This is a genomic window from Micropruina sp. (assembly GCF_047602085.1).
Taxonomy (GTDB): domain Bacteria; phylum Actinomycetota; class Actinomycetes; order Propionibacteriales; family Propionibacteriaceae; genus Micropruina.
Genome location: NZ_JASGID010000005.1, coordinates 91853 through 107540, shown reverse-complemented (window position 1 = coordinate 107540; position 15688 = coordinate 91853). Strand labels below are relative to the sequence as shown.

Here is a 15688-nt window from a genome sequence, read left to right as displayed (position 1 = left end):
GGCCCACGACGCCCCGCGAGATAAAGTGCCCCTCGTGACTTCTGCCGACCCCTGGTATCGCCGCTACGCCTATGTGGGTCGTCAGTTCGTGAAGTTCGGGCTGGTCGGCGGGGCCGGCGTCGTGGTGAACATGCTGGTCGCCATCGCGATGAACAAGCTCAACGGCGGCACCGTCAACGCCCAGAACGTCCTGTTCAGCATTCCGGGCACGCCGTTCAACTTCCGGTTCACCATCCTGGTCTGGATCGTCGGCTTCCTGGTGGCGAACCTGTTCAATTTCCAGTTGAACCGGCACTGGACCTTCCGGCACGGGCAGAAGGCGCCCTGGATCAAGGAGTTCATGCCGTTTCTCGCGGTCGGCAGCGCTGCGGCGCTGGTCGGCATCTTCATCAAGATTGGCTTCACCAACCCGACCTCGCCGCTCTACCTTCCCGAACCGTGGTTCCACGAGAACGCCGGCCTGCGGTCGCGGGAGTACTGGGCGCAACTGCTCACCATCGTGATCACCATGCCGATCAACTTTCTGGTCAACAAGCTCTGGACGTTCCGGCACGTCCGGCGCCGGCACGCCGAGGCCGAGACCCCCACCGGTATCCGGTAGCCCATGCATCTGAAATCACTGACCCTGCGCGGCTTCAAGTCGTTCGCGTCGACCACCACGCTGGCCTTCGAGCCCGGCATCACGTGTGTGGTCGGACCCAACGGCTCGGGCAAGTCCAACGTGGTCGACGCCCTGAGCTGGGTGATGGGCGAGCAGGGCGCCAAATCGCTGCGTGGCGGCAAGATGGAAGACGTCATCTTCGCCGGCACATCGGGGCGCGCACCGCTGGGCCGTGCTGAGGTGACCCTGACCATCGACAACACCGACGGCGCGCTGCCGATCGACTACACCGAGGTGACGATCAGCCGCACCATGTTCCGCTCCGGCGGTTCGGAGTACGCGATCAACGGCAACACCGCCCGGTTGCTCGACGTGCAAGACCTGCTATCTGACTCGGGCATCGGACGCGAGATGCACGTCATCGTCGGCCAAGGCCAACTGGACTCGATTCTGCAGGCCACGCCTGAGATCCGCCGCGGCTTCATCGAAGAGGCGGCCGGGGTGCTGAAGCACCGCAAGCGCAAAGAGAAGGCGCTGCGCAAGCTGGAGGCGACCGGGGTCAACCTGAACCGGTTGACCGACCTGCTCGCTGAGATCCGCCGCCAGCTCAAACCGCTCGGTCGCCAAGCCGAGGTGGCCCGCAAGGCGGCGGTGATCCAGGCTGAGTTGCGCGACGCCAAGGCCCGGCTGGTCGCCGACGACTACATCATGGCGACCCTCGCGCTGGAATCCGACCTGGCCGTGGAGGCCGACCTGAAGGCCCGCCGAACCGTGGTCGAGGCCGCGCTGGACGCTGCCCGCGCTGCCGAGGCGGACGCCGAGACCGCTGCCCGGGACGCGTTGCCGCGGCTCAACGCCGCCCAGGAGACCTGGTACGGATTGGCTGCCGTGCGGGAGCGGTTGGCCTCGACGGTGACGATCGCGGGCGAGCGGGTGCGCAACGCGGAGGCCTCCGGCGATGGCGACCGGCCGGGACGCGACCCAGAGCTGATCGAACGTGAGGCCGCCGAGGTGCGCAAGGCGGAGGAGTCGCTCGGCGTAGAGGTGGCCCGGGCCGGTCAGGTGCTCGCCGACGCCAGCGCCGCCCTGAAGGAGACCGAGGCGTCCCACGCGCAGGCGGAACGCAGCTACGCCGCCCAACTCAGGGCGATCGCCGATCGGCGCGAGGGCCTGGCCCGGCTCACTGGTGAGGTCAACACACTGCGCAGCCGCACCGAGGCCGCCGGTGCCGAGATCGAACGACTCACTGCCGCCCGCGACGACGCGCTGGCCCGCGCCACGACCGCGACGCGCTCGTTCGCCTCGTTGGAAACCCGGATCGCCGGGGTCAGCGACGGCGAGTCAGGCTTGGATGCCCGCTACGAGTCGGCGGCCGCCGAGGTCGAACAGATCGAGGCAGGTCTGGCCGAGACCCGTCGGGCCGAGGCGAAGGCACAGACTGAGCGGGCCACCCTGGCGGCTCGGCTCGACGCGTTGGCGCTCGGTCTGGAACGCAAGGACGCCTCGGCTGCGCTGCTGGCGGCCGGTGAAAGGGTGGCTGGGCTGCTCGGCCCGGTGGCGACGTTGATCGCCGTCCGGCCCGGGTATGAGACGGCCATCTCGGCCGCGCTCGGCTCGGCCGCCGACGCCGTCGCGGTTGCCGACTTGAACGCCGCGGTCGGCGCTTTCGGGCATTTGAAGGCCGAGGATCTGGGTCGCGCCGGGCTGCTGCTGGGCGGGGCGATGCACCCGGACCCCGAGCCGTGGCCAGAGCTGCCGGCCGGTGCCGGCTGGGCGATCGAGGTCGTCGATTGCGCTGAGCAGGTTCGTCCGGCGTTGCGCCGGTTGCTGCGCAAAGTGGCCGTGGTTGACAACGTGCGGTCGGCTCAGGCGCTGGTCACCGACATGCCCGATGTCACAGCGGTCTCTCGCGACGGCGATGTGCTGAGCCAGTGGTTCGCCGCCGGCGGCTCCTCGGCGAAGCCGTCGCTGATCGAGGTGCAGGCAGCGGTCGACGAGGCAGAGGCACGGCTGGCCTCGGTCCAGGCCGATCTGGAGCGGGCCAGGTTCGCGCTCGCCCAGGCCGACGCCGAACTGGCCGCGGCCCGTGACCGGGCGGAGGCGGCTTTGGCGCGCCTGAACGAGTCCGATGCGGAGCACGCCGCCTTGGCCGAGGAACTGGCGACGCTGAGCCAGACCACCCGGGCGGCGCAGGCGGAGGCCGAGCGGCTGGAGGCCTCCATTGCGGCCGCACAGGCCACCCGGGAACAAAACCGCAGCGCGCTGGCTGAACTGGAGCAGCGGCTGGAACTGGCCTCGGCACAAACCGAGGTGACCGAGGCCGACCCCGCCGAGCGCGACCGGCTGAGCGTGGCCGAGCGGGCCGCCCGCGGTGCCGAGATGGAGGCTCGATTGGCGCTGCGCACCATTGAGGAACGCGCCCGAGCTCTGGCCGGACGGGCCGAATCGCTGACCCGCGCGGCCATCGCCGAGCGGCAGGCTCGGGCCCGGGCAGCGGCTCGTCGCGAACAGCTCCGCCGCGAAGCAGCCGACGCCCGTGCGGTCGGGGAGGCCGCCGCCTGGCTTCTCGGCCGGGTCGAGGCGTCGCAGCAGCTCGCCGCCGCCGAACGGTCCGCCGCCGAAGCCGCCCGGGTCGCTGCCGAGACTACGCTGGCCGAGGCCCGGCGCCGGGGCCGGGAACTGGCCAAGGAGTTCGAGGACCTGGTCGCCCACGTGCACCGCGACGAGCTCGCCCGGGCCGAACAGCGGCTGCGGGTCGAGGCGTTGGCCGAGCGGGCGCTGGTCGAGCTCGGCCTGGACGCCGAGGTGCTGGTGGCCGAATACGGCCCCGACCAGTTGATTCCCGTGCTGACCAGGGCCGATGGTTCCGCGCTCGGGCCAGACGACCAGGCGCCCCCACCGCTGCCGTTCGTCCGGGCCGAACAGGAGAAACGGCTCCGCACCGCGGAACGCAATCTCGGCGTCCTGGGCAAGGTGAATCCGCTGGCGCTGGAAGAGTTCGACGCGCTGCAGGAGAGGCACGCCTTCCTCGCCGAACAACTGGAAGACCTGCGTAAGACCCGTGCCGACCTGGCCGACATCATCGAGCAGGTGGACGCCCGGGTGCAGGAAGTCTTCGCCGCCGCCTATGCCGACGTCGAGAAGGCCTTCGAAGACGCCTTCTCGCGGCTGTTCCCCGGTGGTGAGGGACGCCTGGTGCTGACCGAGCCGGGGGAGTGGCTGACCACCGGGGTCGATGTCGAAGCGCGTCCGGCCGGCAAGAAGGTGAAGCGGCTGTCGCTACTGTCCGGCGGTGAGCGGTCGCTGGTGGCGGTGGCCTTTCTGGTGGCGCTGTTCAAGGCCCGGCCCAGCCCTTTCTACATTCTCGACGAGGTCGAGGCCGCCCTCGACGACGCGAACCTCGGCCGCCTGCTGGAGATCTACGAGGAGCTCCGGGAGAGCTCCCAGCTGCTGGTGATCACCCACCAGAAGCGCACCATGGAGATCGCCGACGCCCTGTACGGCGTCACCATGCGCTCCGACGGCGTCTCGGCGGTGATCAGCCAGCGGCTTCGCGACTGAGCTTGCGCTGGTCCGCTGGTCCGCTGGTCGAGACCTCGTCCGTCGGTCGGCAATCGCTGGTCGAGCCTGTCGAGACCTTCGTCAGGACGCCAGCGTGCCCTCGTCGTCCACCGTCGTCCGGCGCATCGTTGGCAGCCACCTGAGGTGGTCCGATATTTTTCACCGACTACCCAATCGGCCAGTTGACTACCCAATCGGCTAGTCCTGGACCTTCTTCGAATCAAGCCGTTGACCAACTGTGTCGATGTGTGGAGCGTCCCAAAGAACATCAAGCACTTCAAAGCACCCCAAAGTACTGACGTGACCCCAAAGTCGACATCCATGGAATGTTTCGTGACCACCGTTGGCGGCTCGAACGGTGCGCCGTTTGACTGTCGGCGCCAGGAACCTCTCGCCGCGATGCGGCATACTGGGATCACCCGTCCGGAAGGTTCACAAACGTGGCTGTCGCATTGCTCGTCATGGTGGTGATCCTGGCCGTGGCCATCGCCATCGTGGCCATAGTGGCCATGGGAATCCAGGGGGCTGGCCGTGAGCGCGTGCCCGAACTGGCCAACGTGATGGCCGAGACCGCCCGCCATCTCAACGGCGACGCCGAGCCGCCGCAGGGCTTGGTGGAGTTCTTCGAAGAGATTCCCGACATGCGGCGCGGATCGTCGGCCAAGTCGGCGAACTCGCCTAAGTAGACCCCGCACGGCGGGCTCGTCCCCGACGGGCGCAGGGCGCACCGGTCGCAACCGCTGCACGGAACCCGGTACGCCTTCGCATACCCCGCTCGCCATGGCACCCGTCTGATGCCGCTCGCTACGCCGCCGATCGATGGGATCGACCCTTAGGCTTGCCGGGTGGATTCTCTTCAACTGCTGATCATCGGCGTTCTGGGTTTCGTGATCGTGCTGGCCGGCACCATCTTCATCGCCCGCCGTAGGCTGCTGCCACCGGCCCCGACGCGCCAGTTGCCTGCCGAGCCGACGCCGTCCGACAGCGTTGAGCCACCGGCTGTACCCACCGACGAGCCGGAGCCGGCCCCCGGCACGACGCTCGAGCGTCCAGAGGCGCCCACCACGCGGATGGCCCGGCTGCGGCGCAAACTGGCCGGCAGCAATAATCCGCTGGCCCGCGGCTTGCTGTCGATCCTGTCCTCCGACCGGCTCGACGCAGATGCCTGGGACGACTTCGAGGCCACCCTGATCACGTCCGACCTGGGGGTTGGGCCCACTCAGGAACTCACCGAGGCGCTGCGCCGCGAGCTGTCGATCGAGGGCGTCAGCGATTCGGCGAAGGCCAAGCAGGTGCTGCGCGACGAGTTGCTCAAGCTGGTGAACCCCTCGTTCGATCGGTCGCTGAAGGTCGAGGGCGCCGACGGCAAGCCGGGCGTGGTGCTGGTGGTGGGCGTCAACGGCACTGGAAAGACGACCACGATCGGCAAGCTCTCCCGGGTGCTGGTGGCCGAGGACAAATCGGTGGTGCTGGGCGCCGCCGACACCTTCCGGGCGGCAGCCGCCGAGCAGTTGCAGACCTGGGGCGACCGGGTCGGCGTCCCCACCGTCCGGGGTCCTGAGGGCGGTGACCCGGCCGCCGTGGCCTACCAGGCGGTGCAGCGCGGCATCGACGACGGCGCCGACGTGGTGATCGTCGACACCGCCGGACGGCTGCACACCAAGACCGGCCTGATGGACGAGCTGGGCAAGATCAAACGGGTGATCGAGAAGCTCGCCCCGGTCACCGAGGTGCTGCTGCTGCTCGACGCCACCACCGGCCAGAACGGGCTGATCCAGGCCCGGGTGTTCGCCGAGGTGGTGCAGATCACCGGCATCGTGCTGAGCAAGCTGGACGGCTCCGCCAAGGGTGGCATCGTCGTCCAGGTGCAGCGCGAACTCGGCGTTCCGGTGAAGCTGATCGGCCTCGGCGAGGGTGTGGACGACCTGGTTCCGTTCGAAGCCGAGCAGTTCGTGGACGCCCTGCTCAGCGAGTGAGCGGCGCTCGGCCCGCCGGTTGACCCAATGATGTGCCCATGGTGATGGCCGATCCTCAGCGAGGAAGGTGCCGATCGTTGCCTGCGAAGTCGATTGAGTGGATCTGATGCCGGCGAATCGGTGACTCGGCAAACCCAGGCCCAGGCAAGCTCCGAGCAACGCAATCACCGCTGGTTGGGCCAGGTCGAAGGTTCTTGCGACGGCGGCAGGTTCGAGGTCTCGACGGGCTCGACCAGCGATTTCTCTTGCCCGCCGTGGGTGGGGAATCCGCTGGGGAGCGGTGGGATCGCGGCCAGCGCTGCCGTCCGGCGCCAACCGGTAAGCTGACCCGGTAATCCGACTGCGTGAGGAAAGCCGTTGTTCGACACCCTGCAAGACCGCCTGTCAGAGGTCTTCAAGAACCTGCGCGGCAAGAGCCGGCTCTCCGAGGCAGACATCGACGCCACCGCACGCGAGATCCGGCTGGCGCTGCTGGAGGCCGACGTCAACCTGGGCGTGGTCAAAGAGTTCATCGCCAACCTGAAGGCTCGCGCGCTGGGCGCCGACATTCACAAGGCGCTCAACCCCAGCCAGCAGATCATCAAGATCGTCAACGACGAACTGATCGCGATTCTCGGCGGCGAGGCGCGCCCGTTGCGGTTCGCGAAGCGTCCGCCGACCGTGATCATGCTGGCCGGCCTGCAGGGCTCGGGCAAGACCACGCTAGCCGGCAAATTGGGTATCTGGCTCAAGGGGCAGGGCCATTCGCCACTGCTGGTGGCGGCCGACCTGCAGCGTCCCAACGCGGTCAACCAGTTGCAGGTGGTGGGCGAGCGGGCCGGCGTCCACGTCTACGCCCCAGAGCCCGGCAACGGCATCGGCGACCCGGTGCAGGTGGCACGCACGTCGATCCTGCACGCGATGAGCAAGCTGTACGACGTGGTCGTGGTCGACACCGCCGGCCGGCTGGGCATCGACGCCGAGCTCATGCAGCAGGCGGCCGACATTCGCGCCGCGGTCAACCCCACCGAGGTGCTGTTCGTGGTCGATGCCATGATCGGCCAGGACGCGGTGAACACTGCCCAAGCGTTCGCCGAAGGCGTGGGCTTCGACGGCGTGGTGCTGACCAAGCTCGACGGTGACGCCCGCGGTGGCGCGGCGCTGTCGATCGCCAAGGTGATCGGCAAGCCGATCATGTTCGCCTCCAACGGCGAGGGTTTGAAGGACTTCGACGCCTTCCACCCCGACCGCATGGCCAGCCGCATTCTCGGCATGGGTGACGTGCTCACCCTGATCGAACAGGCCGAGAAGACCTTTGACGCCGAGCAGACCGCCAAGGCGGCCGAGAAGCTGCTGGGCGGCCGGGGCGAGTTCGGCCTGGACGACTTCCTGCAGCAGATGCAGGCCGTCCGCCGGATGGGGCCGCTGTCGAAGATCCTCGGGATGATGCCCGGAATGGGCGCCATGAAGGACCAGATCAACAACATCGACGAGCGTGAAATCGACCGCCTCGAAGCGATCATCAAGTCGATGACGCCGGCCGAGCGTGCCAACCCCAAGATTCTCGACGGGTCGCGCCGCACTCGCATCGCCAAGGGCTCGGGCACCACCGTCACCGACGTGAACTCCCTGGTCAACCGGTTCTTCGACGCCCGCAAGATGATGCAGCAACTCGGCGGCCAGATGGCCGGTGGGGGCATGCCCGGGCTGCCGGGCTCTCGCCGCCAGCCGGCCCGTCAGGCGCCGAAACCGAAGGGCCGTGGCAAGGGTGTGTCGGGCAACCCGGCTAAACGCGCGGCCGGGCCGGCGGCGGCACCGGTGGCGCAGCAACCGGAGTGGAACCCGGCGGACGCCTTCGGCCTAGGAAAATCGGGCCAACCATCGGATGCCGACCTGGCAAAGGCGCTGGGCGACTTTCAGTTGCCGCCCGAGATGCAGAAGATGTTCGACCAGAAGAACCAGGGCCCCCGGTAAGGCCTCGATTCAAGGAAGACGACGGACCCGGCCGCCGAAGGTGTCCGCAATAGTGCGCTGGATCGTGCACCACTCTGAGCACCCGATCCGGAGCGTTGTTCTGGGGCTTCGCGAAGTTCCGCTCAGCACTGCCTGCGACCCGCTGCCCCAAGTGCAATCATCGAGGCATGACCCACAGCCATGACATGCCCCCGGGCCTAGGGCCGTTGACGTCGCTGACCCACACCCATGACGGGCACACCCACACCCATCTTTCGGGCGAGGTTCCTGCCGGCCCGCCGCAGCGCCTGCACCTGCACGGTGTGGTGCTGCCCGAGGGCGACGAGCGTGACCTGTGGCTGCACGACGGGGTGATCAGCTTTGAACCGGTCGCGGACGCGATCACCGTTGTCAGCAGCGGGTTCATCATGCCCGGCCTGGTGGACGCCCACTGTCACGTCGGTCTCGAATCACACGGCGCGGTCAGTGAGCAGAGGGCCGAAGAGCATGCGATCACCGACCGTGAGGTGGGCACGCTGTTGATTCGTGACGCCGGCTCGCCGCTCGACACCCGTTTTCTGCAAGGCCGTGACGACCTGCCGAAGATCGTCCGCGCCGGGCGTCACATTGCCCGCCCCAAGCGCTACTCGCGCAATTTCGCCGAAGAGGTCGAGCCTGACGAACTCGTGAACGAGGTGGTCACCCAAGCTGAACGCGGTGACGGCTGGGTGAAGATCGTCGGCGACTGGATCGACCGCGACGCGGGTGACCTCACCCCGTTGTGGCCCAAGGACGTCGCTGCCGAAGCGATCGCGGCTGCTCATGAGCACGGCGCCCGGGTAACCGCGCACTGCTTCGACGAGCGTTCGGTGCGCGAACTGGTCGATGCCGGGATCGACGGCATCGAGCACGGCACCGGCCTCGACGACGAGACGATCCAAAAGATGGCGGCCAACGGCACCTCGCTGGTGCCCACCATGGTGAACCTGGAGAACTTCCCGAAGTTCGCCGCCGCGGGTGAGGCGAAGTTCCCCCGGTACGCCGCACACATCATGGCGTTGTATGAGCGGCGTTTCGAGACCATCGGCAAGGCGGTGGATGCCGGCGTGCCCGTGTACGCGGGCACCGACGCCGGCGGGGTGCACGGCCACGGGCTGATCGCGTCCGAGATCGAATTGCTGGCCAAGGTGGGCGGTAACGACTTCGCACTGGGCGCGGCGAGCTGGAACGCACGGCGCTGGCTCGGCCACCCCGGCATCGAAGACGGCGCGCCGGCCGACATCGTGGTGTTCGCCGACGATCCGCGGGTGAACATCTCGGTGGTGCGCGAGCCCGTCGTGATCATTCTCAACGGACGGGTGGTGGGCGGGGCCTCCGGGTCTTGACCGGGCCGGTCCGCGTTGCTGCGCGCGGAGCACGTCGCCGCCCCTGAGCAGGCAGCAATGTGGCACCAGGGAAGCCAGGTTGCTCGCGCGGTAGCGTCGGCGCATGAAACCGCACCGGTTGAGCCGTGCCGACGCGCGTCGGCTGGCGATTCGCGCGCAACTGCTGGACGCCGAGCGTCCGGGCAGCCCCGCCGAAGTGGTGGACGAGCTCACGGTGCTGAATATCGACCCGACCAACGCCATCGCCCCTAGTGAAGACCACATGCTGTACAGCAGGCTGGGTGGTGGCTACGAGCATGCGCACCTGTCCGAGGCGTTCGAGAACGACAAGACTGTCTTCGAGTACGACGGTATGTACCGCGCGGGGGCCGATCTTGGGCTGTACCGGGCGGTGATGCGGCGTCCACTGAAGTACCAGCGGGCCCGGGACTGGATGGCCGCCAACGCGCGCTTTCACCGCGACGTGGTCGCGTTGGTCGCCGAGCGCGGGCCGCTGCCCACCGGTGAGATTCCCGACACCGCGCAGCAGCCCTGGGGGTCGTCGGGCTGGACCAACAACCGCAACGTCACCCAGATGCTCGAGCTTCTGGTGCGCCTGGGCGAGGTTGCGATCGCCGGACGCCGAGGGCGCGAGCGGCTCTGGGATCTGGCGGAGCGCTGGTACCCGCCGACCGCGCACGTGCCCGACGACGAGGTGGATGCCCGCCGCAACGAACGAAGGCTGGGTGCGCTCGGCATCGCCCGGGCCCAGCAGACCGAGGTGCCGCTGGAACGCCTGGACGTCGGTGCCGCGGGCGAGCCGGCCTTGGTGGACGGCGTCGATGGGCAGTGGCGGGTCGATCCGGTGGGGTTGGACGAACTGGGCCGTCGGTTCGAGGGTCGCACGGTGTTGTTGTCGCCGTTCGACCGGCTGGTGTTCGACCGCTGCCGGGCGGAGGTGATCTTCGGCTTCGAATACGCGCTCGAGATGTACAAGCCGGCCGCCAAGCGCCGCTGGGGCTACTTCGTGCTGCCGATCCTGCGCGGTGATGAACTGATCGGAAAGCTCGACGCCAAGACCGACCGGAAGGCCGGCCTGCTGCGAGTGAACGCCGTGCACCGCGACCGGGACTGGTCGCGGGCAGCCGAAGCGGACGTCCGGGCCGAGATCGGCGCGCTGGCCGAATGGCTGGGGCTGGAAGTCTCCGAGCCCGACCTCTGAACCTCGATCTACCGATATGCGGCTGCTGCGCGGCTCCAAGCCGGGCGCACTGGCTGCGTCGGTTCAGACCCGGTACGCCTTCGCGCACCCGGCTTGCCATTGCACCCCTCTGATGCCGCTCGCCACGCCGTCCATCGGCGGATCGAGGTTAAGCACCCGTCGATCGGGCATGGTGCAATCCCGGTTCCCAACAGGTTCGACGACCGGTCGACGAGGTCGCCTACCTGCAGGTACAGTCCGCCGGAACGTCGGGGCCGAGCAGGGCCGTCCAGTCGGCGGCGCTCAGGGTGCCGCCCGAGGCGCGGCGGGCCACGCCGACCAGTCTCTCGGGCGCGAGATCGGTGGTGACGGCCACCCCGGTGCTGTGCTGCTCGCCGTTCGCCTCGCACACGGCCAGCAGGGACGAGCCGTCGCGGCTCAGCGTGCTGCCGCAGCGCAGGTTCTCCGATCCGGTCGGGAGGCCTGCACGGTCGCGATTCAGGCGATCCTGAACCAACGAGAACCGTCCCCAGAACCATGGGGACGGTTCCGGATGGTTCAGGGGACGGTTCCGGATGGTTCAGTGACTCAGCGTCCAGCCGATCATCACCACGTTGAGCGCGACGATCGTGGCAACGATCGCCCAGTTCAACAGCCGCTTCCACAGCGGGTCGACGAACTCGCCCATCAGCCGGCGGTCGCCGGTGAAGTCGGCCAGCGGAGCGGCGGCCAGGGCCACGCCGAAGGAGAGCACCACCTGCGACCACACCAGCACCTCGGTCGGTGCCGCACCGAGAGTGAGTAGCAGCATTGCCGGCCCGACGGTGATGATGCGGCGCCAGGTGGGGGCGATCGGAAAGCCGATCAGGTCTTTGAGAATGCGTGACCCGGCGTGCGTCCCGACAACGGCAGACCCGACGCCCGAGGCCAGCAGCCCGACCGCGAACACCAAGGCGGGCAGGCTGCCCACACCCTCGGTGATGGTGGCGAAGGCCGCTTCGATGGTGTCGCCCGCCTGGCCGCGCAACGCGGCCGCCGCGAGCAGCAGCATGCCGATGTTCACCGAACCCGAGAGCAGCAGGGCCAGCACTACATCGGCCTTCTGAATGCGCAGCAGCCGGCGCAGCGGGACGAGCAGCCGTCCGGTGGGCCGGTGCCGGTCGATGGCCAGCGCCGAGTGCAGGTAGATCGCGTGCGGCATCACCGTCGCGCCCAGCATGGCCGCCACCAACGGCCACGCGTCGGCGGCGGGAATGCCGGGGGCCAACCCGCCGACCGCGGCCCGCCAATCCGGCGGCGCCCACAGCAGGGCACCCAGAAAGCCGGCGCAGATCAGCGCCAGGATCGCGGTGATCGCGATTTCGAAGGTGCGCTCGCCGTGGCTGCGCAACGCCCACAGCAGCCACACGCTGACCGCGCCTACGATCAGCCCGCCCAGCCACAGCGGGGTGCCGAACATCAAGTAGAGGGCCAGTGCGCCGCCCACCACCTCGGCGAGGTCGGTCGCCACCGCGATCACGAAGGCCTGCACGCCGTAGCCGACGCTCACCACACCCCGCCAAGGCTTACCCTCGAGCCTGGCGTGCATGAGCTGAGGCAGGGTGCGTCCGGTGACCAGACCGAGCTTGGCCGACTGATACTGAATCAGCATCGCCATGCCGCTGGCCGCGACCAGTACCCATACCAGGGCGTAGCCGTAGCGGCTTCCGGCGGTGAGATTGGCCGCCACGTTGCCGGGGTCGACGTAGGCGACGGACGCCACGAACGCCGGCCCCAGCAGCGCCCAACCGGACGCGACGCGCGGACGACGCCGGGGGGAGGACATGCGCCGCACCCTACCCCGACGCCCCGGTTCGCTGATTCAGGGGCAGATCTGGCAGAATATGGGCCGCGTCTTCGGTTCTGGTGCCCTCTCATCGCCGGTTCCGTGGATTCACCCGAGTCCCGCACCCATTCCCCACAGTGGGGGTCGGCCTCACCCGTCCAGCCTGGCAGTCGTTGCCCAGGCTTTCCAACAGGAGAAACCACACAAGTGGCTGTCAAGATTCGTTTGAAGCGGCTCGGCAAGATCCGTTCCCCGCACTACCGCATCGTCGTCATGGACTCGCGCACCAAGCGCGACGGCCGCGCGATCGAAGAGATCGGCCTGTACCAGCCGAAGAACGATCCGTCGGTGATCAAGGTCGATTCCGAGCGGGCACAGTACTGGCTGGGCGTCGGCGCTCAGCCGACCGAGGCCGTCGTCACCATTTTCAAGCGCAGTGGTGACTGGCAGAAGTTCACCGGCGAGGGGGGCGAGGCGGGGATCGATCCGCAGGCCACCCCGGCCGATAAGGTCGCGCTGTTCAACGCAGCCCTGGCCGAGGCCGACAATGAGCCCTCGACCGCCGCGATCAGCAAGGGCAAGAAGAAGGCCGCCGAGGCTGACGAAGCCGGGGCCGAGACCGCCGACGAGGCCTGATCGTGCTCGCCGACGCCCTGGAGCACCTGGTGCGCGGACTGGTCGCGAACCCCGACGACGTGCGGGTCACCGATTCGGATCGGCGTCGTCCGCGCACCCTTGAGGTGCGGGTGCACCCCGAAGACATCGGCAAGGTGATCGGCCGACAGGGCCGCACCGCGGGTGCTCTGCGCACCGTGGTGACCGCGCTGGCCGGACGAGAGACCGTCCGGGTCGACTTCGTCGACGTCGACCGCCGCGGCGGCCAGCAGCGCCGCCGCAACTGACCGACGTCCGATCAACCACTGACGCCCCTGAGCCGACACTCGGGGGCGTCACGGCTTTCAGGAGGATCCGATGGCCACCCTCGTCGACGTGATCGTCGGGACGGTCGGGCGTGCGCACGGACTGCGCGGCGAGGTGACCGTGCGCGTGCACACCGACTATGCCGGCGAACGCTTCGCACCGGGAGCGGTGCTGCGCTGCGGCAGCGCCGACGGGGCCACCCTCGAGGTGGTTGCCAGCCGGCGGCAGGGCGAGTACCTGTTGGTGGCCTTTCGCGGGTTCGCCGACCGGTCGCGCGCCGAGACGCTGCGCGGAACCGAACTGTGGGCCAGCGTCGAGGCCGAACAGACCGATACCGACGAGTTTCACGATGCCGCCTTGGTCGGGCTGGAGGTGCGGCGCGGGGGGGCCGTGATGGGACGCATCGTGTCGATCACTCACAACCCGGCCCAAGACCTGCTCGTGGTCGACACCGCTGGGGGTGAACGCCTCGTGCCGTTCGTGACGGCACTGGTTCCAGTCGTGGACGTGCCCGGAGGCTTCGTCGAAGTCGCCGATCTGGCCGGGCTTTTCGAGCCGGTGGGGGAGGACGTCTGATGCGCCTCGACATCGTCACGATCTTCCCCGACTACTTCGCTCCGTTGCAGTTGTCGCTGGTCGGCAAGGCGATCAGCCGCGGCCTGGTGAACGTGGGCGTGCACGACCTGCGACGCTGGACCCACGACCGGCACCGCACCGTCGACGACACCCCCTACGGCGGCGGAGCCGGCATGGTGATGAAGCCCGAACCCTGGGGCGAGGCGTTGGACGAGCTGCTGGGACTGCCGGGCAACGACGCGGACCAGCCGGTGTTGATCGTGCCGACGCCGTCCGGGGAGAGGTTCACCCAGCAGCTCGCCCACGACTGGGCGAGCGAGCAACGGCTGATCTTCGCTTGCGGACGTTACGAGGGCATCGACGCCCGAGTCGTCGACCACGCGGCGACCCGCCTGCGGGTGCGCGAGGTCAGCCTTGGCGATTACGTGCTGAACGGCGGCGAGGTCGCTGTGCTGGCGATCGTCGAGGCCGTGGTGCGGCTGCTGCCCGGCGTGCTGGGAAACCCCGAGTCGTTGGTGGAGGAGTCGCACGCTGAGGGTCACGACAACCTGCTGGAGTACCCGACCTACACCAAGCCTGAGACCTGGCGCGGGCTCACCGTGCCCGAGGTGCTGCTATCGGGGCACCACGGGCAGGTGGCCGCCTGGCGCCGCGGGCAGGCCCTGGCGCGCACCCGCGAGCGCCGTCCGGACCTGTTGCCAAAAGGCTGACGCGGCAGCCGAGAGTCCGTGTGAGCCGGGCCGTGAGGGAGGCGCTGGTCAGCGCGCCCACCGCTGCTTGAGTGGATCGAAAACCCTAGTGAGAGCGCTCTGTTCGAGGTCTCGACAAGCTCGACCAGCGAGGTCTCGACAAGCTCGACCAGCGAGAATCTAGGCGGCCAGACCGGTGGCGTAGACCTTCGGGGTCACGCCGAAGTAGCGCCGGAACGCCAGAATGAACCCGTTCGCGCTGGTGAAGCCGACCTGCTGGGCGACGACGGACACCTTCCCGTCCCGGGCGAGCAGGTCGACAGAGGCGTTGATCCGGGCTCGGGTGCGCCACTCCGAGAAGGTGAGTCCGGTCTCGGCCAGGAACGCGCGCCGCAGGCTGGTCGGGCTGGTGTAGAAGGTCTCGGCCCATTCGGTCAAGGTGCGGGGATCGTTCGGCGTCGCCACCAGCACGCTGGCCACCGCGTGCGGCACGGTCGAGGTCGGCATCGGCAACGGAACCTGGCCGGCGTCCGAGACCAGGGCCTCGTACAGTTCGACCGACGGCTCGGCGTCGTCCAGGCGTTCCCGCAGGTGGGCGAGCAGCATGCGTCGTCGCCGCTCGGTCACCACCACCTCGGCGCACCCCTCGGACGGCGCCCCGAACCGTTCGGCCGCGAACATCACCGGGGCGACCAGGCAGTCGGCGTCGAAGCGGGCCGCATGCCAGACCCTGGCTGGGATCCACAGCGCCACGTTCGCCGTCAGGTGGTGGGCGCGGCCTTGCGCCCACACGACGGCATGGCCGAGCGGGGTGTAGATCAACTGGTGGTCGTCATGTACGTGTGCGTCGTGGCCCCAGGCCCCGAACCCGGCGGACGCCTCGCGCGCGAACGATGCCGCCTCGGACGAGGATCGCCCCCCGCCGGGTACCCGGGTAGACGCCGGACGAGACCCCGCCAGGACCAGCTCGCTGCGGCGGCCGTGACGCACAGCGCGCTGCGTTGGATGGCCTGACACCTGCGTGGGATCGGTAGGCATAAGG

The 15688-nt window shown here is 68.8% G+C and carries 14 protein-coding genes; 11 read left to right on the top strand and 3 right to left on the bottom strand.

Going from position 1 to position 15688, the window contains the following annotated elements; genetic code table 11:
- Window positions 1-34: 34 nt before the first annotated feature.
- From QM721_RS09385 to QM721_RS09355, 7 genes are all read left to right on the top strand, one after another.
- Window positions 35-601: a GtrA family protein gene (locus QM721_RS09385; protein ID WP_415121245.1), complete on the top strand. Its 567-nt coding sequence runs from the start codon at window positions 35-37 to the stop codon at window positions 599-601.
- 3 nt (window positions 602-604) lie between these two features.
- Window positions 605-4162: a chromosome segregation protein SMC gene (gene smc / locus QM721_RS09380; protein ID WP_415121243.1), complete on the top strand. Its 3558-nt coding sequence runs from the start codon at window positions 605-607 to the stop codon at window positions 4160-4162.
- A gap of 440 nt (window positions 4163-4602) precedes the next feature.
- Window positions 4603-4848, top strand: coding sequence for a hypothetical protein (locus QM721_RS09375; RefSeq protein ID WP_415121241.1), 246 nt, complete (start codon window positions 4603-4605; stop codon window positions 4846-4848).
- Window positions 4849-5007: 159 nt separating this feature from the next.
- Complete coding sequence (gene ftsY / locus QM721_RS09370) at window positions 5008-6138, top strand: signal recognition particle-docking protein FtsY (RefSeq protein ID WP_415121239.1); 1131 nt, start codon at window positions 5008-5010, stop codon at window positions 6136-6138.
- Window positions 6139-6495: 357 nt separating this feature from the next.
- Window positions 6496-8091, top strand: a complete 1596-nt coding sequence (gene ffh / locus QM721_RS09365) for a signal recognition particle protein (RefSeq protein ID WP_415121237.1) — start codon at window positions 6496-6498, stop codon at window positions 8089-8091.
- Window positions 8092-8258: 167 nt separating this feature from the next.
- Entirely contained in the window at window positions 8259-9455 is a 1197-nt protein-coding gene (locus tag QM721_RS09360) for an amidohydrolase family protein (protein WP_415121235.1), read from the top strand.
- Window positions 9456-9558: 103 nt separating this feature from the next.
- Entirely contained in the window at window positions 9559-10656 is a 1098-nt protein-coding gene (locus QM721_RS09355; RefSeq protein WP_415121233.1) for a DNA glycosylase AlkZ-like family protein, read from the top strand.
- Between the two features lie 220 nt (window positions 10657-10876).
- On the opposite strand, the gene QM721_RS09350 is transcribed toward QM721_RS09355, so the two are convergent.
- Together QM721_RS09350 and QM721_RS09345 are read right to left on the bottom strand one after the other, a co-directional pair.
- Window positions 10877-11152 (bottom strand): hypothetical protein, encoded by a 276-nt coding sequence (locus QM721_RS09350; protein ID WP_415121231.1) that lies wholly within the window; start codon window positions 11150-11152, stop codon window positions 10877-10879.
- Window positions 11153-11215: 63 nt separating this feature from the next.
- On the bottom strand, window positions 11216-12412 hold the full coding sequence (locus QM721_RS09345) for an Nramp family divalent metal transporter (RefSeq protein WP_415122066.1): 1197 nt from the start codon (window positions 12410-12412) through the stop codon (window positions 11216-11218).
- Between the two features lie 255 nt (window positions 12413-12667).
- Between QM721_RS09345 and rpsP the strand changes: the two genes are divergently transcribed.
- From rpsP to trmD, 4 genes are all read left to right on the top strand, one after another.
- Window positions 12668-13096, top strand: a complete 429-nt coding sequence (gene rpsP / locus QM721_RS09340) for a 30S ribosomal protein S16 (protein ID WP_415121229.1) — start codon at window positions 12668-12670, stop codon at window positions 13094-13096.
- A gap of 2 nt (window positions 13097-13098) precedes the next feature.
- Window positions 13099-13362: an RNA-binding protein gene (locus QM721_RS09335; protein ID WP_415121227.1), complete on the top strand. Its 264-nt coding sequence runs from the start codon at window positions 13099-13101 to the stop codon at window positions 13360-13362.
- Between the two features lie 70 nt (window positions 13363-13432).
- Complete coding sequence (gene rimM / locus QM721_RS09330) at window positions 13433-13957, top strand: ribosome maturation factor RimM (RefSeq protein ID WP_415121225.1); 525 nt, start codon at window positions 13433-13435, stop codon at window positions 13955-13957.
- Window positions 13957-14667 (top strand): tRNA (guanosine(37)-N1)-methyltransferase TrmD, encoded by a 711-nt coding sequence (gene trmD, locus QM721_RS09325; RefSeq protein WP_415121223.1) that lies wholly within the window; start codon window positions 13957-13959, stop codon window positions 14665-14667. The genes rimM and trmD overlap by 1 nt, the downstream gene beginning before the upstream one ends.
- A gap of 159 nt (window positions 14668-14826) precedes the next feature.
- On the opposite strand, the gene QM721_RS09320 is transcribed toward trmD, so the two are convergent.
- Window positions 14827-15684 (bottom strand): AraC family transcriptional regulator, encoded by an 858-nt coding sequence (locus tag QM721_RS09320; RefSeq protein ID WP_415121221.1) that lies wholly within the window; start codon window positions 15682-15684, stop codon window positions 14827-14829.
- Window positions 15685-15688 lie beyond the last annotated feature (4 nt).